This is a genomic window from Streptomyces sp. DvalAA-43, from assembly GCF_900091725.1.
GTDB lineage: Bacteria > Actinomycetota > Actinomycetes > Streptomycetales > Streptomycetaceae > Streptomyces > Streptomyces pulveraceus.
The window spans coordinates 294,243-311,647 of the sequence record NZ_FMBW01000044.1; the positions used below are offsets into that span (position 1 = coordinate 294,243).

Below are 17,405 nucleotides of genomic sequence, written 5' to 3' on the forward strand. Positions count from 1 at the left end.
GGGGACGGAAGGACCCGGAAGGATCAGGAAGGCCGGCTCACGGCTAGAATGGTTGCAGGTCGCTGACCTGCGAAAACAGGAAGATCGCGGCAAGGTGCCGGGGGGATCGGAAGATCCGCAAAGGACTCATAATCCGTCGGCCGTGGGTTCGAGTCCCACCCGCCCCACTGCCGATGTCCGGCAGAAACGTTATGACCTGCGTATACGTAGGCACGAGGGCCCTCACGGATGCCGTGGGGGCCCTCACCATAGCCCCGTTGCAAGATCAAGTGGCCGCGCCGCGGCCCGGCGGGTCGTGCCGGGGGAGTCCGGTCGGGCCCGGTCCGTTGTCCGCCGATGCGTCAGCGCGTCGGTGCGTCAGTGTCCGTACGAGTGGCGCCGATTGCGGGCGGCCCCGTGGTGGCCGTACCGCACGGTGGTGGCCTTGCCCGAGACGCGGCGCGTGTTTCACCCCTGACCGTCCCGCCCGGGTGTGCCGGAGAGTCACTTATGACAACGCTCCGGAGGATTATGGTATTTCGGCACTTTTAGTTCTTGATTACGGCTTCTACGACTTGTTGGTCCCAGTGGTCGGACGTAGTGTCGAAAGTGCCGCAGCAAGAGCAAGGAGCGGCACAGTGAACTCCTCCAAAGGAGACGAAGATGAAGGTTCGTAGCATCTTCGATTACAGGGGCGGCGGCGGTCGCGGCGGTCGTGGTGGCCGTGGCGGATTCGGCGGCCGTGGACGCGGTGGTCGTGGATACGGTGGCCGTGGATACGGCGGTCGTGGACGCGGCTTCGGTGACTACTTCGACGACTACGGCTACGGCCGAGGTGGTCGCTGGGGTTGCTGACACCCGTCACCCCGACCCCCTGACCCCAACCCGAGGCAGGCTCGCGCACTCCGCGCGGGTCCGCCTCGCTTTTTTGGGGCCCTTTCCATGGCCAGATCCCTTCCGAGCACCTCGGTGATGTGATGTCCATGCGCTTTCACAGCTTGCTCAAGCGTTCCGACCCCATCGAAGAGCCGCCCGACGACCCGGTATCGGATGTTCCGATCCGTACCGACCCCGTCAGCATCCTGATGTCCTTCCGGCGCTTCTGGCCGTTGACCAAGGGCGACCGGCGCTGGCTCGTCCTCATCTTCCTCTGCGCGGTCCTCGCCGCCCTCGCCGAGACCGTCACTGTCCTGCTCTTCGCCGAACTCACCGACAAGGCGCTGCAGAGCGGCGATGTCAGTGCCTTCTGGAAGCCCGCCTTCCAGTGGCTCGCCGTGGCGGTCGTCGGTGCCGTGGTGGGGTACCTGGGCAGTTCGCTCGCCGTCTGGACCGCGGAACGTTTCGTGCTGCGACTGCGGGCGAGGGTGTTCGGTCACCTCCAGGTGCTCCCGCCGCACTTCTACCAGCGCAATCGCCGCGGTGACCTGGTGGAGCGGCTCACCGGAGACGTGGAGGCCATCGAGGCACTCGTGGTCTCCGGCATCGTCGGAGCGGCGTCCGCGCTGTTCGGCACCCTCTTCTACGCCGCGGCCGCCATCTGGCTGCGCTGGGACCTGGCTCTCGCCACCTTCGTCATGGTGCCGATCCTCGTGATCGCGACCCGCGGTTTCGCCGGGCCGCTGCGCGCCGTGTCCCGGCGCGGCCGCGCCGCGGACGGCGCCATCACGGCGGTGGTCGAGGAGACGCTGGTAAACGTCGTCCTGACGCAGGCGTACAACAGGCGGAAGGACGAGGAGGACCGGCTCCTCGGCAAGGCACGGGTCCGGTTGCGGACCGCGGTGAGGGCCGTGCGCCTCACCGAGTTCTACGAGCAGTTCATCGAGGTCCTCGAAACGGTGTGCGTGCTGACGATCATCGGCCTGGGCGCCTGGGAGATCTCGGCCGGCCGGATGACCCTCGGACAGCTCCTGGCCTTCGCCGCCTTCATCGGCTACCTGTACCCGCCGATCCGCTCGCTGGGCCAGCTCGGACTGACGGCCACCGCCGCGACCGCGGGCGCCGAACGACTGCTGGAGATCCTCGACACCGAGCCCGCCGTCACCGACCCGGCCGGTTCCGTGCCCGAGCCGCCGCGGAAGCGGGCGCTCGGCGAGGTGGAGGCGCGCCAGGTGTTCTTCCACTACCCCGGCAACAGCGAGATGGTGCTCAGGGACCTCTCGTTCACCGCGAGTCCCGGCGAACTGCTGGTCATCACCGGCCCCAGCGGTGCGGGCAAGTCGACCCTGGCGTCGCTGCTGCTGAGGTTCTACGACCCGGACACCGGCAGCGTACTGCTGGACGGCGAGTCCGTGGACCGGCTGCCGCTGACCTACCTCCGCCAGAACGTCACGCTGCTGCCGCAGGACACGCTGGTCCTGCACGACACCATCGAGAAGAACATCGGCTGCGGAAAACCCGACGCGAGCCACGACGACGTCGTGCGGGCCGCGCGGGCGGCCGACGCCGAGGCGTTCATCGAGGCGCTTCCGGAGGGATATGACACCGTCATTGCCACCGGCACTTCCCGGCTCTCCGGCGGCCAGTTGCAGCGGATCGCCATCGCCCGCGCCATGCTGCGCGACGCACCCGTCCTCATCCTCGACGAGCCCACCACCGGGCTGGACCGGCTGGCCGCGGAGCGCATCCTCGAACCGCTGCGACGGCTGGCCGAGGGCCGTACCACCATCGTGATCAGCCACGACCTGGCCCTGGCCGCGGACGCCGACCGCATCCTCGTCCTGGACGAGGGGCGGCTGGTGGAGTCCGGCACGCACACCCAACTCCTCGGCAGGAGCGGCCTGTACGCCACGCTGTTCGAACACGGTGGCGCCCGACCGCACAACGGAACCGTGTACAAGGCCGCCCGGCCGCCGGGGAGCCACTGGAGGTAGCCGGCCGGCGGCACGGCGCGCGAACGGCGGGTTCCGACCCGGTCGTTACCATCCGCTGTGACCGAAACAGCGGAAGAACCCGCCCCTCGCACCCGCATATTCGCCGATCTGACGCCCCTGCGGAGCTCCCCCGACTACCGGCGGCTCTGGTTCGGGAACACGGTCTCCTGGATCGGGCAGGGGATGACCTCGCTCGCCGTGTCGCTCCAGGTCTACGACATCACCCGGTCCGCCTTCTCGGTCGGGCTCATCGGCTTCTGCTCGTTCCTGCCGATGGTGGTCTTCGGGCTCTTCGGCGGGGCCGTCGCCGACACCGTCGACCGGCGCAAGCTGGGCCTGGCCAGCTCCGCGGGGTCGTTCGTGCTCTCCGTCGCGCTGGTCGCCCTCACCGTCGCCGGGGTGGAGCAGGTGGGGCTGCTGTACGCGGTCGTCGCGCTCCAGGCGGCCTGCTTCGCGGTCAACGCACCGGCCCGCAGCTCGATGATCGCCCGGCTGCTGCCGGCCGAGCAGCTGCCCGCCGCCAACGCGCTCAACTCCATGACCAGCACCACCGGAACGCTGGTCGGGCCGATGCTCGGCGGGCTCGTCGTCGGCTGGTGGGGCTACCGGGCCGCGTACACCGTAGACGCCGTCACCTTCACCGCCGCGCTCTACGCGATGTGGCGGCTGCCCGCCATGCTGCCGCAGCGGGAGGAGGGCGTGCGGGACAAGCGCGCCTCCGTCATGGACGGGCTGCGCTTCCTGGGCACCAGGCCCAATCTCCGGATGACCTTCTTCACCGACCTGTGCGCCATGCTGCTGGCCAACCCCCGGGCGCTGTTCCCCGTCGTCGCCGTCCTCTGGTACGGCGGGGACGCGAGGACCACCGGACTGCTGGTCGCCGCCCCGGCGTTCGGGGCGCTGCTCGGCGGGGTGTTCTCCGGCTGGCTGGGGCGCGTCCGGCGGCACGGGCTCGCCGTGCTGCTCGCCGTCGGCTGCTGGGGCACCGCCATCGCGGTCTTCGGCCTGACCCGGCAGCTCTGGCTTGGACTGCTCTTCCTGGCCCTCGCCGGGTGCGCGGACACCACCTCGATGGTCTTCCGCAACACCATGCTCCAGGCGGCCGTGCCGGACGAGATGCGCGGGCGGCTCCAGGGCGTGTTCATCGTCGTCGTGGCTGGCGGGCCGAGGCTCGGCGACTTCCTGGCCGGATCGGTCGCCGACCTGACCTCGCCCGGCCTGGCGGTGACCGGCGGCGGGATCGCCTGTGTCGTCGCCGTGGCCCTGCTGGCGCTGCGCTGGCGCGGGTTCGCCCGGTACGACGCGCGGGACCCGCAGCCGTGACGGACCCGCCCGCGTCTCACCCCGGGGCATGGCCCCGGCCCCGCCTCACGTCCGCCGCGGCCCCACCACCGAGCGGGCGAAGCCCAGTTCCACCAGGTCCTGCGGGCGCAGCCGCAGCTGGCCGGCCGTGGCACGCACCTCGTCCGGGGCGCGCTTCAGGATCGCCGCCGCCGCTTCGGGCGCGATCACCGAGAAGTAGCTGTCCCGGGTGACATGGGTGTTCCCCGGCGCCGCGAGCGCCAGCGCGCCGCCCGAACCACCCTCGCCGATCACCAGGGTGGTGACGGGGACCCGGACCTCCGCCATCGCCGCGAAGGCGTCGGCGATGGCGGCACCGGCGCCCGCCCGTTCCGCCTCCGCGTCGTTCGCCGCACCCGGGGTGTCGATCAGGGTGAGCACGGGAACGCCGATCCGGTCGGCCAGCCGGATCACCCGCACCGCCGCACGGTAACCGGCCGGGCGGGTCGCGGTGCCGCACTGCGCCACATACGCGATCGACCGGTCGCCGCGCCGTCCGAAGCCGCAGAGCAGCCCCGGGTCCGTACCCCCGCAGCGGTCGCCGACGAGCGGGAGCCGGTGGTCGAAATAGGCGTCCAGATACGCCTGGGCGCGCGGCCGGGCGGGCGAGCGGGCCTGCCGGACCGCGTCCCAGCCGCTCGCCGGGAGACCGGTGGCGGACAGGGCGTCCGGCACGGGCGCGGGAAGCGCCGGGGAGCCCTGGGCGTGCAGCGCCCGCAGCCAGCGCGCCGCCGTCTCCGGGAGCTCCCCGGGCGGGACGACGGCGTCGATCTGCCCCGCGGCGAGCTGGCCCTCGGCGGTGTACGCGTGAGGGTCCGCGTCCGGGGGCCGTACCCGGGAACCGGCGAAACCGACCTGGGCACCCGGCAGCGCCAGGATCACATCGGCGCCCGCGCCCAGCGTGGCCCAGCCGCCGCCCGTCGTCGGGTCGCGCAGGACCGCGAGCTGCGCGGGGCCCGCCGCCCGCAGCCGGGCCGAGGCGCGGGCCACCCGCTGGAGCTGGGTCAGGGCGACCATGCCCTCCTGCATCCGGCTGCCACCCGTCGCGATCAGCGAGACCAGCGGCAGGGCCCGGGTCCGGGCGGTGTCGTACGCGGCCTCCAGCCGGTCCCCGGTGCGCTGCCCCAGCGAGCCGCCCAGGAAGCCGAACTCGAACGAGACCAGCACACAGCGCCGGCCGCCGACGGAGGCGATCCCGTGGACGACGGACTCCTCCTCGCCGGTACGGGCGGTGGCGCGGGCCCGGGAGTCCGCGTACCCGGCCCAGGAGAGGGGGCCGTCGTCGGCGCCGTCACGGCCGGGCGCGGCGTCCCCGAGCTCCTCGAACTCGGTGGTGACGGCCGCGATCGCCGCTCTCGCACTCAGCCGCTCAGGCATGGAGCGACCGCTTCATGATCTTGCCGAGGTCGTTGCGGGGCAGCGCCTCCAGGTAACGGACCGTGCGCGGGCGCTTGTGCGGGGAGAGCTGGGCGGCCACATGGTCCGCCAGCTCGTCCCCGGACGGCGGCGCGGCCGGGTCGGCCGGCACCACCCAGGCGACGATCCGCTCGCCCAGATCCGGATCCGGCTCCCCGGTGACGGCGGCCTCACGGACGCCGGGGTGGTCCAGCAGCGCGTTCTCGATCTCCCCTGCGCCGATCTTGTATCCGCCGCTCTTGATCAGGTCGGTGGCCTTGCGCCCGACGATCCGCACATAGCCGTCGGCGTCCCGGGTGGCCATGTCCCCGGTGCGGAACCAGCCGTCGTCGGTGAACGCGGCGGCCGTGGCGTCGGGACGGTTCAGATAGCCGGTGAAGAGGTTCGGGCCGCGCACCTGGATCTCGCCGATGGCGTCGGGGCCGGTGCCGTCGTCCGCGAGGACGGTGCCGTCCTCCTCGACCAGGCGGAGCTCCACGTCGCGCAGGGGCGCGCCGACCGTTCCGGGGCGGGGTTCGCCGTCGGCCCGGACGCCCGTGTTCATCAGGGTCTCCGTCATGCCGTACCGCTCGATGACCCGGCGGCCGGTGGCCCGCGCGATCCGCTCATGGTCGTGCACCGGCAGCGCCGCCGACCCGGACACCAGCAACCGGGCCCCGGCCAGTGCCTTCGCCAGCTCTCCGGCCCCCGGACCGGAGAGGGCCTCGGCCAGCCGGTGGTACATCGTCGGTACGCCGAAGAGCATGGTGCCGCCGGACGACAGCTCCCGGGCCACCCCGTCGGTGGAGAACCTGCCCAGGTGCCGCACCGAGCCGCCCCGGCGCAGCGGCCCGAGCACACCCAGGATCAGTCCGTGCACATGGAAGAGCGGCAGCGCGTGGACGAGCACGTCGTCGCCGGTCCACTGCCAGGCGTCCTCCAGCGCGTCGAGCGAGGCGGCGATGGCCCGGCGCGGCAGGACCGCGCCCTTGGGCGGTCCTGTGGTGCCGGAGGTGTAGACGATCAGCGCGGGGGACTCGGGGGAGGGCTCGGGCAGCGTGGGGCGGGCGCCCTCACCAGCCGTGTCGACGTCGATACGCTCCAGCGCCTCCAGCACCGGCGGGAGCGCGTCGCCCGCCCCGGCCAGCACCACGGTCGGCTCGCTGTCGGCCACGATGTGGGCGAGTTCACGCGTTCCCGTCCTCGGGTTGAGCGGAACGGCCGGTACCCCGGCACGCAGCGCGGCCACGACGGCGACCACCGTCGCGGGCGTGGGAGTGGCCCAGACGGCGACCCGCCCGGCCCCGGCGATCCGCGCGGCGAGCGCGGTGGAGGCGGTGGCCAGCCGCTCGTAGGTCATGGTGTCGTCGCCGAACCGGGTGGCTTCCCGGGTCGAACCGTCATCCGGCGCACACAGAAGAGGAGTCACCCACCGCACCCTAAGGGCTGTCCCGGGCGCCGGACCCTACTCCCGCCGGAGTCCCCGCATGCGGCCGTACGCGTAGACGCACCCCGCCAGCGCCAGGTCCGACAGCAGCATGAAGCCGATCGAGTACGACCCCTTCGCGCTGTAGATCGCCCCCATCACCAGCGGCGGCACGAAGCCGCCCAGCCCGCCCATCGCGCCGACGATCCCGGTCACGCTGCCCACCTTCGCCTGCGGCGTCACCTGCGAGACCAGGGCGAAGACGCTGCCGCTCGCGGTGCCCAGACCCGCCGCCATGCAGAGCAGCGCGATCGTGCCGCCCGGGGCCAGCGGCGGGTCGAAGGCCTGGATGATCGCCATCAGCGCGGCGAGGCCCAGCGCCGCCGCCGTGACCACGGCCGGGTGGACGCGGTCCGAGAGCCAGCCGCCGATCGGCCGGAAAATGACCGTGACCAGGGCGAACCCGGCGGCTTTCGTACCGGCGTCGGTGGGTGACAGGTCGTACCAGGTCTTCAGATACGTGGGGAGGTAGACGCCGAACGCGACGATTCCGCCGAAGCCGATCGCGTACAGCGCGGACAGCTCCCAGGTGACCCGCAGCCGCCCGGCGGCGGACAGCCGGTGGGCCGGCGAGTCGGTGGGCACCGGGCGGCCCGGACGGTCGGTGATCAGTACGGCGGCCAGCGCCGCGTACACCACGAGCGCCGCCGCGACCACCAGGTAGGGCAGGTTGTCGCCGTGCCCGGCGATCCTCGGGGTGAAGTACCCGGACAGGGCGACCCCGCCCATGCCCATGCCGAACACCCCGAGCGCGAGGCCCCGCTCGGCGGGCGGGAACCACGAGTTGACCAGCGGGATGCCGATCGCGAACGTGGTGCCGCCCAGGCCCAGGAAGAAGCCCACCGCGAGCATCGCCCCGTAGGAGTCCCGCGCCGGGATCAGCAGCAGCACGGGCACGATGGTGAGCGCCGAGACCAGCGGGAACATCAGCCGTGCGCCGTACTTGTCGGTGAGCGCGCCCGCCGGGATCCGGCCCAGCGAACCGACCAGCACCGGCACCGCCACCAGCAGCGACTGTTCGAACGAGCTCAGCCCCAGCCGCTCCTTGTACTCCCCGGACAGCGGCGCGATCAGATTCCAGGCCCAGAAGGTGAGACCGAAGCCGATCGTGGCCATCACGAGATTGCGATAGGCGGCCGAGGACGGCGCGTCGACCGTGGCGGGGGGCTGCTTGACGGCGGTATCCACGCCTTCAGTCAAGGGCGGGCGCAGGCCGCAGGCCTGCCGGAATGCGCCAAGCGGGTCACCCCGGGCCGGGGGCCCGGGAACGGGGGAGGGGTACGGCCGGACGCGGTGTGCCCAGTCACGAACCGGACAAAGCTGCGACAATCGCAGTATGGACCGTCTGGACAGAGAAATCCTCGGCATCCTCCAGGAGGATGCCCGGATCTCGTACCGCGATCTGGGCGTACGGGTCGGGCTCAGCGCCAACGCGGCGGCCGACCGGGTGCGCCGGCTGCGCCGGGACGGGGTCATCCGCGGCTTCACCGTGATCATCGACCCGGCCGCCGACACCCGTACCGGGCTCGTCGTCTTCATCGATGTGACGCTGCGGATCGATACGACGAACGAGGTGTTCGAACGGGCGGTGCTCGCCCTGCCCGGCATCACCGAAGTGGTTCATGTGACCGGCGGCCACGACTATCTCGTACGGGCCACCGTCGCCGACACCGTGGCCCTGGACGGGCTGCTGCGCAGGCTCAAGCGGGAGGCAGGGGTCGCCCACTCCAACACCAGGGTCGCGCTCAGAGCGGCGCCCGCCAGATGACGGGCGACGGGCGCGAGCCGTCCTCCTCGCGCCCGTCGTCGGCGACCGTCAGCCGGACCGCGGCCCGCCCGTCCGGCAGCTCGGCCGTCGCGTCCACTTCCACATCGATCGCCGACACGCCTGCCCGCCGGTGCGCGGCCGCGAGGGCGCCGCGCAGCGCGGCGAGCAGCTGCCGGTCCACGGGGTCCCGGACCAGCGCGTCGACCGCCCCGGTGAAGTGCACCGACGGCGGGAAGCCGAGCAGGACGGCGGCGCCCCCGGTCTCCCGCAGCACCCGGCCGCGGAAGGTGGCGGGGGCCTCGGCGGGCGGCTGCTGAAGGGCGAAGATCGCCGTCCGTACCTCCTGGATGGTGGAGTCCAGCTCGTCCACGGCCCGGCCCAGCAGCTCGTCCGTCTCCGGGGCGGCGGCCCGGCGGCGGGTCGACTCCAGCATCATCTCGGTCGCGAACAGCCGCTGGACCACCAGATCGTGCAGATCGCGGGCGATCCGGTCCCGGTCCTCGTAGACCGCGAGCTGTTCCCGGTCGTGCCCGGCGTCCGCCAGCACCAGCGCGAGCGCGGCCTGGGAGGCGAACTGCGTGGCCAGCAGCCGGTCCACGGCCGTGTACGGGCGGTCGCCGCGCCGCCGGGGCAGGGCGAGGGTGCCGATCAGCCGTCCGCCGCTCTGCAACGGCAGCATCATGCTGGGGCCGAACCGCGACCGCACATGGGTCGTCATCCGCGGATCGGTCGCCGAGTCCTCGATGAACACCGGTTCCCCGCCCAGTAGTTGGGTCAACACCGCGGAGCCGGGCTCGATGGCTGTACCGACGATCCCGGCCGGGTCGTCGAGTGTGGACGCGGTGACGATCTCCATCCCGCCCGCCTCGTTCGGCTGGAGGATGACCCCGGCAGTGGCGTCGGCGAGCGCCCTGGCCCCCTCGGCGACGGTCATCAGCGCGTCGGCCGCGCTCCCGCCGGTCAGCAGCGCGGTGGTGACGGCGGCCGCCCCCTCGATCCAGCGCTCCCGCTGCCGGGCCGCCTCGTACAGCCGGGCGTTGGCGATCGCGATGCCGGCCTGCGAGGCCAGCGCCCTCAGCACCACCGCGTCCGAGTCGGTGAAGCCGCCGGAGTGCTTCCCGGTGAGGCAGAGTGTGCCGAAGTCCTGGTCGTGGACCCGGATCGGCGCCCCGAGGACGGAGCGCCTCGGCGGATGGCCGGGCGGCACCCCGTCGGCCGCATCCTCGCGGGGCGAGGGCTCCGGGCACCCGTCCGGGAACGGGCAAGGGCACCGGAAGGGGAACGGGCCGGTCCGCTGCCCCTCGGCGTCGTCGAGCCCCGCGGTGTACAGCTCGCCGATGGTGCCGCGCTCCGGGTCGAGGACCCCGAGCGCGCCGCACCGGGCCCCGGTCAGCTCCGTGGCGGTGTCCACGGTCTGCTGGAGCATGGCCCGCAGTTCGAGATCGGAGCCGACGCTGAGCACCGCCTCCAGGAGCAGCGACAGCGGGGGCTTCTCCGGTACGGGGGCCGCCTCGCCGGGCGGCCCCGCGGCCGCGTCCGCCGTTTCTTCGGTCATACACCGCACCCCCGTGGTGCTCAGCAGGCGAGCGGGTCGAGGACCGTCGGCTCGATCTTTCCGTCCAGCATGGCACCGAGCCCCAGCACCGCGCAGACATCCGGCCGCTCCGCGATGTGCACCGGCAGGCCCGTCGCGTTCCGCAGCATCTGGTCGAGGCCGGGCAGCAGCGCGCTGCCGCCGACCATCATGATCCCGCAGTCCACGAGGTCGGCCACCAGATCGGGCGGGCAGTCGCGCAGGATCGTGCCGAGCCCGTCCAGGACCGCGGTGAGCGGGGCGTGGATGGCCTGCCGCATGGCGGCGGTGTCCACCTGCACCGAGCGGGCCAGGCCGGTCGCCACGTCACGGCCGTGGATCTCCGTCGTGGCGGGCCCCTGCGAGGTCAGGCTGCCGCCGCTGAGTGCCAGTTGCAGCGGGCGCACGGACTGGCTGGGCAGCATCAGCGCATGGTGCTGGCGCAGGTGCTGGACCACCGCGTGGTCGATGGCGTCGCCGCCGACGGGGATGCGCACGGCGCTCACGATCGAACCGAGCGAGAGCACCGCGATCTGGGTGGTCGCGGCCCCGCACACCATGATCATGGTGGCGGTCGGCTGTTCGACCGGCAGCCCGCAGCCGACGGCCGCCGCGATCAGGGTGTCGACCAGCTCGACCCGCCGGGCACCGATCCCGACCAGGGTCTCGACGGCGGCCCGCTGGGCGAGCGGATCGCTGTCGTGCGGGGTGCAGGCGGCGGCCCGCAGCCGGGGCTTGCGGCGCAGCTGGCGGCGGAGCTTCTCGCCGAGCAGATGGCGCAGCATGCGCTGGGCCATCTCGATGTCGACGACGGTTCCTCCGGTGACCGGGCGGGCCACCCGGATGTAGCCGGGGGTACGCCCGGTCATCTGTTCGGCGAGCGCGCCGACGGCGATGAGCGACCCGGTACGGGTGTTCACCGCCGCGACGCTCGGCTCGTCGACGACGAGCCCGAGGCCCTTGACGTACACCCGGGTCCGGGCAGCCCCGAGGTCGACGGCGACATGGCAACGGCGCAACTGCTCAAGACTGACGGTCACGGCAGGGTCTCCCGAGAGCACGGACGGTGGCACCGGCGGCAGCCGGTTTCTCTCTCGCATCGTGCGCCGTTCGGAGTCGCGGCGCGCGCTGGGATGAGCCGTAGGGGGGAATCGAGCTGACGGGCCGACAGAAAAGGGCGGGGTGCGGGAATCAGCCCGGCAGCAGCCGCTGGAACAGTCCCCAGGTGAACTCGGCGACATACGGCTCGCCCGTGCCCGGCGCGGTGATCGCGAGCGCCCACCGGGTCGGCGCGCCGCCCTCCATCGGACGGGCCGGCGGGAAGGCCCGCGCCACCTCGTCGACCGTGCCCGACCAGGGGCGCAGATCCTCGACCGTGCGCAGTTCGGGGCCCGGCGCCCCCGGCGCCCGGACCAGCCACTCGTTCCACACCGCGCCGCCCGGCGCGACCATCACCTCGAACCGGAGGTCCGGCCAGAGCGGCACCGGCCACCGCAGCGCGTCGCACTCCAGGTCGCCGATCGTGCGGCGTACGGACGAGGCGGGCTCGCCGAGCACCGAGCGGTAGCGGCGCAGCGAGCCCCGTCCGCCGGGCGCCCGCACCATGGCCTGCCAGCGGCGGTTGGCCTCCCGCATCTCGGCGGCCGAGGCGCTCAGCTCCTGCCGGGCCTCCTCGACCAGGCCGGGCTGGTGGTCGGCCATCCGGCGCAGCAGGACGAGCTGGAACTCACGTGGGCCGAAGGGCGCGGTCATGGACCCAACGGTTCCACACCCCGGTCCGGGGCCTGTCCGGCGGACGGTCCCGGCTCGCCCAGCATCCGGCGCAGCAGGTCCCGCAGCATCGTCCGGTCCTCCTCCGACAGCTCGGCCAGCGGCTCCCGGGCGAAGGTGAGGGAGTCGCGCAGCTGCCGCGCCGTCCGGGCGCCCAGCTCCGTCGGTGCGGCCAGCTTCACCCGCCGGTCGGCCGGATCCGGCCTGCGCTCCACCAGGCCGCGCGTCTCCAGCCGGTCGACGATGCCGGTGACGTTCGACGGCTCGCACTTCAGCTTCTGGGCGATCCGGCGCATGGGCATCGGATCCAGCGAGAGCAGCCCGAGCACCCTTGCCTGTGCGCCGGTGAGCGAGTGGGCTGCCGCCGCCTCGTCGTACTCCTCGTAGTAGCGCGCCACGACGGTACCGATGAGCTCGACGACTTCGAGGGTCAGAGGGTCTGTGCGGGGGGTGGCCATGACACTCAGGATAGCCGGTTGCTTGACAAGGTGAAATATTCAGGAGCATGGTTGTTTCACTACATGAAGCATTTCGGCTCCCCGGTGCGGCAGCGACCGCCCCGGCCGGAGCTTCCCCCACTCCGTAGGACATTGAGGAGAACCCGAGCCCATGTCAGCAGCACTTCCCACGTCCGGCCGCGAATGGCACCTCGTCGCCCGCCCCCACGGCTGGCCGAAGGCCGAGGACTTCGCGCTGCGTGAGGCCCCGGTCACCGCGCCCCGCGAGGGCCGTGTCCTCGTCCGCAACCTGCACTTCTCGGTCGACCCGTACATGCGCGGCCGGATGAACGACGTGAAGTCGTACACCCCGCCCTTCAAGCTCGACCACCCCATGGACGGCGGAGCGGTCGGCGAGGTCATCGCCTCGAACGCCGAGGGCCTCGCGGTCGGCGACCACGTCCTGCACGGCCTCGGCTGGCGCGAGTACGCCGAGGTCCCGGCCGAGCACGCCGTGAAGGTCGACGCCTCGATCGCCCCGCTCTCCGCCTACCTCGGCGTGCTCGGCATGACCGGGCTCACCGCCTACGCGGGCCTCTTCGAGGTCGCCTCCTTCAAGGAGGGCGACGCCGTCTTCGTCTCCGGCGCGGCCGGTGCGGTCGGCAGCCAGGTCGGCCAGATGGCGAGGATCAAGGGCGCCTCGCGGGTCGTCGGTTCCGCCGGATCCGACGAGAAGGTGAAGCTCCTCGTCGAGGAGTACGGCTTCGACGCGGCCTTCAACTACCACGACGGACCGGTCGTCGAGCAGCTGCGCGCGGCCGCCCCCGACGGCATCGACGTCTACTTCGACAACGTCGGCGGCGAGCACCTCGAAGCGGCGATCTCCTCGCTCAACGTGCACGGCCGCGTCACCGTGTGCGGAATGATCGCCCAGTACAACGCCACCGAGCCGGCCCCCGGCCCGCGCAACCTCGCCCTCGTCATCGGCAAGCGGCTGCGCATCCAGGGCATGCTCGTCAGCGATCACGCCGCGCTCCAGCCGCAGTTCGTCCAGGACGTCGCCGGCTGGCTGGCCTCGGGCGAGCTCAAGTACCGCGAGACCTTCGTCGAGGGCATCGAGAACGGCTTCGACGCCTTCGTCGGCCTGCTGCGCGGCGAGAACACCGGAAAGATGATCGTCTCCCTCGCCTGACAGCCGCCCCGGCACACCCGTTAGGCTCATCCCCAGGCCGTCGCGATCGTGGGCGCGAGTCGCGGCGCACAGCAGGAGGAATCCTCAGCATGACCATTCAGGACATAACCGTTGCCTACACCGCTGTCGCCACCGCCGAGAACGGCCGTGACGGCCGCGTCTCGTCCGACGACGGCAACCTCGACGTCATCGTCAACCCGCCCAAGGCCATGGGCGGAAGCGGCGCGGGCACCAACCCCGAGCAGCTCTTCGCGGCCGGCTACAGCGCCTGCTTCCAGGGCGCGCTGGGCGTGGTGGCCCGCCAGGAGAAGGCCGACATCTCCGGCTCCACGGTGACCGCCGAGGTCTCCATCGGCAAGACGGCCGAGGGCGGCTTCGGCCTGGAGGTGGCGATCAGTGCCACCATCCCGAACGTCGACACCGCCACCGCGCTGTCGCTCGTCGAGAAGGCCCACCAGGTGTGCCCGTACTCGAACGCCACGCGAGGCAACATCAAGGTCGGGCTGTCGGTCGCCTGACCGCCCCGCTCGCAGCGCACCGAGGGCCGCACCCCGCGCAGGGGTGCGGCCCCCGGCCGTGTTCGCGGCGACGGCCCGTCCGGCCGTACCCCTCCCCACCAGTACGCTGACGCCATGCGTGATCTAGGGGCGGGCTTCGGCTACTTGGTACAGGGACAGCGCTGGGTCGGCCGGCACGGACGGTGGTTCGGCTTCGGGCTGCTGCCCGGACTCATCACCCTCGTCCTGTACGCGGCGGCGCTCGTCGGCCTCGGCTACGGCGCCGACGACCTGGTGGACCGGGCGACGCCGTTCGCCGACGACTGGTCCTCGCCCTGGCTCGGCCTGCTCCGCACCACCCTGACCGTGCTGGTCTTCGGCTTCGGGCTCTTCCTCGCCGTGATCACGTTCACCGCCGTGACGCTGCTGGTCGGCCAGCCCTTCTACGAGTCGCTCTCCGAGGAGGTCGACCGCACCGAGGGCGGCGAGGTCCCCGAGTCCGGGCTGCCGCTCTGGCGGGAGCTGTGGATCTCCGCCCGTGACAGCGTCCGCGTCCTGGTGCGGGTGGGGCTGTACTCGCTGCTGCTCTTCGCCCTCGGATTCGTCCCGGTCCTCGGCCAGACCGTCGTCCCGGTGCTCGGCTTCTGCGTCACCGGCTACTTCCTCGCCGAGGAGCTCACCGCCGTCGCGCTCCAGCGCCGCGGCATGGTCCTGAAGGACCGGCTCACCCTGCTGCGCGGCCGCCGTCTGCTGACCCTCGGCTTCGGCGTACCGCTGGGCCTCGCCTTCCTGGTCCCGTTCGTCGCCGTGTTCCTGATGCCGGGCGCCGTCGCCGGAGCCACGCTGCTGGCGCGCGACCTGGTGGGACCTGAGAACGAGGACTGCGGCGACGGCGAGAACGGCGGCGACGGCGAGGACGCGAGCGCGGGCGTCACGGCCGTCGCGGGCGTCACCCCGGGCCCGGCGGCCCACTGAGCGACGCCCGTCCCGGCACGGGTCAGCTGCTGTGTACCTCCAGCGCCGACCGGACCGCCGACTCCAGCGCCCCCTCGATCCAGGCCGGCTTGACCGAGGTGTGGTCGCCGGCGAAGTGCAGCGGCCCCTCCACCGAGCGCACATCGGCGAGCAGCTCGGTGTGCTGGCCCGGCAGCAGCACCGACGCCTCGCCGTACGCGTACGGGTCGCGCATCCACGACTGGGTGGCTCCGGCGCCCGTGTAGAAGACCTCGACGCGCTGCCCGTACACGTCCTGCATCCCGCCCAGGGCGTGCGGGTAGCGCTCGTCGTCGTCCAGCGAGTCCCACTTCAGCGCGTCGTCGGCCCAGCTGTACGAGGCGAGGACGACCCCGCCCGCGCTGCCCTCGACCGGGTGGGAGGGCTGGTACATGAAGCGGTTGGCGTTGTCGGTGACCGATCCGCCGCCGATGACGTGCGGCGCCTCGGGCTGGTTGCGGGCGGTGGCCCGGTACGCCGCGTAGTGCACGCGCTGGTTGGGCGGGAGGTGGCCGGGCGGCACGGAGGGGTGGGAGCCCAGCAGCGAGCCGTCGGCCGGGGCCTTGCCCAGCCGGTAGGCGTCGTAGAGACCGGGCTTGATCCGCTCCAGCTCCCGCTTCCAGTCCTTCTCCTCGAACTCCCACCAGCGGCGGCTGAATTCGAGCAGCACCTTGGTCGCCGCGTCGTAGTGGATCTCGGTGATCGCGCGCCGCTTGCCGTACGAGAGCGCGGGCGTGACGGGGATGTGGCGGAGCCCGGAGAACGGCACGGTGATGATCGCCCGGTCGCCGCGGAAGGTCTGACGCACCACCGGCCTGCCGTCACGGCCCTCGGAGACCGTCTCGACCTCCACGCCGTCGGTGCCGTGGCTGATCCTGGTGGCCCGGCGGTCCAGCCGCACCAGGTCCTTGACCCGCTCGTACATCGCGTCGGCGAGGACGCCCGTGCCGCCCGGCAGCTCGAAGAACGCGGTGTCCGGACTGATCAGGGAGGCGCCGATGAAGCTGTGCACAAAGGCGAGATGGAGCCGGGAGGTGAGGTTCTCGACGGTGCCGATGAGGTCGATGGTGCGCTCGTCGAGCCTGGCCGCCTCGGTCAGGAAGCGGAACATCGACCAGTGCCCGTACCGCTGGATGACCCGCGCCCAGCCCTCGACGAGCTCCCGGCCCTCCTTGCCCTCGAACTCCTGCCGTACGGGCTTGAAGGCGTCCCGCACGATCGCCGCGGCGGGCTTGTTCTCGAACGCGGCGGGGACCCCGAACGACCGGTTGACCGCCTGGGGCTTCGCCGCGTAGTCGGCCTTGCGCATCCGGATGCCGTTGACGTGGATCCAGGTGCGGTTGGCCGGCTTCCCCCCGGCGTCGACGTCCACCAGGTAGAAGGGGCGGCGCTTCAGATCGAAGCCGTCCATGAGGCCGGTGACCAGCGGATGGCTGTCGGGGATGCGCATCGCGCCCGCCTCGGCGTTCTGCTTCGGGTCGGCGAACGGTGCCTTCGCCTTCTCGTGGCCGCCCCGGCGGAAGGTCTTGATCCGGCCGCCGACGCGGTTGCCGTTGGCCTCGATGACGGTGACGGTGTGCCCGGCCGCCCGGAGCAGATGGGCGGCGGTGAGCCCGGCCGGTCCCGCGCCGACGATCAGCACCTTCTTGGGGGCCTTGCGGCTGCGCGGCAGGCCCTTGGAGAGCAGGATGTCGCGGTAGCCGGGGACCAGTGGCCGGTCCTGTTCGTCGCGTACGAGGATGGCGCGGGCGACGGTCAGGCAGGCGTTCCAGTCCGAGCCGGTGGCCGCGGGGGCGGGCGCGGCGGGGGAACTGGTGGCGCCGGGCGCGACGGCACGCGCGGTGCCGGACGCGGCGGCGACGGCTAAGGCGGCGCCGGCGGTGGCGCCCGTGAGCAGGGTGCGGCGGGAGGGCAGGCCGGTGGAGGGCAGGCCGCCGGCGGGCTCGGCGGGCTGCGCGGAGTGGCCGGTGGCGGGCCCGGTGGGCTGGGTAGTCATGCGGTCAACAGTGGGGCGCCCCGGAGGGTGCCCTGCGCCCGGACGCGCGTAGACCATTCCGAAATCACCCGCAGGGGGCCTGAGTTGATCAGGTTCCGCCGTGCGTCG

Annotated in this window: 14 protein-coding genes; 6 read left to right on the forward strand and 8 right to left on the reverse strand. The window is 72.5% G+C overall.

The features are described from left to right. The first annotated feature begins 962 nt into the window (after nt 1–962). Both GA0115234_RS18135 and GA0115234_RS18140 read left to right on the forward strand, forming a co-directional pair. A complete protein-coding gene (locus GA0115234_RS18135) occupies nt 963–2,849 on the forward strand; it encodes an ABC transporter ATP-binding protein (RefSeq protein WP_370804527.1) in 1,887 nt (628 codons plus the stop codon). 57 nt (nt 2,850–2,906) lie between these two features. Then, nucleotides 2,907–4,172 (forward strand): MFS transporter, encoded by a 1,266-nt coding sequence (locus GA0115234_RS18140; RefSeq protein ID WP_093542894.1) that lies wholly within the window; start codon nt 2,907–2,909, stop codon nt 4,170–4,172. Nucleotides 4,173–4,217: 45 nt separating this feature from the next. On the opposite strand, the gene GA0115234_RS18145 is transcribed toward GA0115234_RS18140, so the two are convergent. The 3 genes from GA0115234_RS18145 to GA0115234_RS18155 are packed head-to-tail and all read right to left on the reverse strand — an operon-like array spanning nt 4,218 to nt 8,259. After that, nucleotides 4,218–5,567, reverse strand: a complete 1,350-nt coding sequence (locus tag GA0115234_RS18145; RefSeq protein ID WP_093542896.1) for a carboxyl transferase domain-containing protein — start codon at nt 5,565–5,567, stop codon at nt 4,218–4,220. Continuing rightward, nucleotides 5,560–7,014, reverse strand: a complete 1,455-nt coding sequence (locus GA0115234_RS18150) for an acyl-CoA synthetase (protein ID WP_093543369.1) — start codon at nt 7,012–7,014, stop codon at nt 5,560–5,562. Before GA0115234_RS18150 ends, GA0115234_RS18145 begins: the two co-directional genes overlap by 8 nt. 36 nt (nt 7,015–7,050) lie before the next feature. Further along, the gene (locus GA0115234_RS18155; RefSeq protein ID WP_176729195.1) at nt 7,051–8,259 is read right to left on the reverse strand and encodes an MFS transporter; all 1,209 of its coding nucleotides are present in this window, start codon (nt 8,257–8,259) and stop codon (nt 7,051–7,053) included. Between the two features lie 148 nt (nt 8,260–8,407). Here GA0115234_RS18155 and GA0115234_RS18160 point away from each other — a divergent pair, with 148 nt between their 5' ends. Next, nucleotides 8,408–8,839, forward strand: a complete 432-nt coding sequence (locus tag GA0115234_RS18160; RefSeq protein ID WP_093542898.1) for an Lrp/AsnC family transcriptional regulator — start codon at nt 8,408–8,410, stop codon at nt 8,837–8,839. Here GA0115234_RS18160 and GA0115234_RS18165 read toward each other — a convergent pair. From GA0115234_RS18165 to GA0115234_RS18180, 4 genes are all read right to left on the reverse strand, one after another. Then, on the reverse strand, nt 8,817–10,394 hold the full coding sequence (locus GA0115234_RS18165; protein ID WP_093542900.1) for a GAF domain-containing sensor histidine kinase: 1,578 nt from the start codon (nt 10,392–10,394) through the stop codon (nt 8,817–8,819). The genes GA0115234_RS18160 and GA0115234_RS18165 overlap by 23 nt on opposite strands. Nucleotides 10,395–10,414: 20 nt before the next feature. Next, nucleotides 10,415–11,452, reverse strand: a complete 1,038-nt coding sequence (locus GA0115234_RS18170) for a rod shape-determining protein (RefSeq protein ID WP_093542902.1) — start codon at nt 11,450–11,452, stop codon at nt 10,415–10,417. A gap of 151 nt (nt 11,453–11,603) precedes the next feature. Then, nucleotides 11,604–12,164 carry a hypothetical protein gene (locus GA0115234_RS18175; protein WP_093542904.1) on the reverse strand — a complete coding sequence of 187 codons (561 nt, stop codon included), beginning with the start codon at nt 12,162–12,164 and terminating at the stop codon, nt 11,604–11,606. Continuing rightward, the gene (locus tag GA0115234_RS18180; protein ID WP_093542905.1) at nt 12,161–12,640 is read right to left on the reverse strand and encodes a MarR family winged helix-turn-helix transcriptional regulator; all 480 of its coding nucleotides are present in this window, start codon (nt 12,638–12,640) and stop codon (nt 12,161–12,163) included. Before GA0115234_RS18180 ends, GA0115234_RS18175 begins: the two co-directional genes overlap by 4 nt. A 151-nt stretch (nt 12,641–12,791) precedes the next feature. Here GA0115234_RS18180 and GA0115234_RS18185 point away from each other — a divergent pair, with 151 nt between their 5' ends. From GA0115234_RS18185 to GA0115234_RS18195, 3 genes are all read left to right on the forward strand, one after another. Next, nucleotides 12,792–13,811, forward strand: a complete 1,020-nt coding sequence (locus tag GA0115234_RS18185) for an NADP-dependent oxidoreductase (RefSeq protein WP_093542907.1) — start codon at nt 12,792–12,794, stop codon at nt 13,809–13,811. Nucleotides 13,812–13,900: 89 nt separating this feature from the next. Then, nucleotides 13,901–14,329, forward strand: coding sequence for an organic hydroperoxide resistance protein (locus tag GA0115234_RS18190; protein ID WP_093542909.1), 429 nt, complete (start codon nt 13,901–13,903; stop codon nt 14,327–14,329). A 114-nt stretch (nt 14,330–14,443) separates the two neighbouring features. After that, a complete protein-coding gene (locus GA0115234_RS18195) occupies nt 14,444–15,283 on the forward strand; it encodes an EI24 domain-containing protein (protein WP_093542911.1) in 840 nt (279 codons plus the stop codon). Between the two features lie 22 nt (nt 15,284–15,305). Here the strand turns inward: GA0115234_RS18195 and GA0115234_RS18200 are convergent, their stop codons facing one another. After that, nucleotides 15,306–17,297 (reverse strand): flavin monoamine oxidase family protein, encoded by a 1,992-nt coding sequence (locus GA0115234_RS18200; protein ID WP_093542912.1) that lies wholly within the window; start codon nt 17,295–17,297, stop codon nt 15,306–15,308. Nucleotides 17,298–17,405: the final 108 nt, after the last annotated feature.

Bases quoted from the DNA above. Each gene is read 5' to 3' on its own strand.
- GA0115234_RS18135 (WP_370804527.1), top strand. From the start codon at position 963: ATGCGCTTTCACAGCTTGCTCAAGCGTTCCGACCCCATCGAAGAGCCG.
- GA0115234_RS18145 (WP_093542896.1), bottom strand. From the start codon at position 5,567: ATGCCTGAGCGGCTGAGTGCGAGAGCGGCGATCGCGGCCGTCACCACC.
- GA0115234_RS18160 (WP_093542898.1), top strand. From the start codon at position 8,408: ATGGACCGTCTGGACAGAGAAATCCTCGGCATCCTCCAGGAGGATGCC.
- GA0115234_RS18165 (WP_093542900.1), bottom strand. From the start codon at position 10,394: ATGACCGAAGAAACGGCGGACGCGGCCGCGGGGCCGCCCGGCGAGGCG.
- GA0115234_RS18175 (WP_093542904.1), bottom strand. From the start codon at position 12,164: ATGACCGCGCCCTTCGGCCCACGTGAGTTCCAGCTCGTCCTGCTGCGC.
- GA0115234_RS18180 (WP_093542905.1), bottom strand. From the start codon at position 12,640: ATGGCCACCCCCCGCACAGACCCTCTGACCCTCGAAGTCGTCGAGCTC.
- GA0115234_RS18185 (WP_093542907.1), top strand. From the start codon at position 12,792: ATGTCAGCAGCACTTCCCACGTCCGGCCGCGAATGGCACCTCGTCGCC.
- GA0115234_RS18190 (WP_093542909.1), top strand. From the start codon at position 13,901: ATGACCATTCAGGACATAACCGTTGCCTACACCGCTGTCGCCACCGCC.
- GA0115234_RS18195 (WP_093542911.1), top strand. From the start codon at position 14,444: ATGCGTGATCTAGGGGCGGGCTTCGGCTACTTGGTACAGGGACAGCGC.
- GA0115234_RS18200 (WP_093542912.1), bottom strand. From the start codon at position 17,297: ATGACTACCCAGCCCACCGGGCCCGCCACCGGCCACTCCGCGCAGCCC.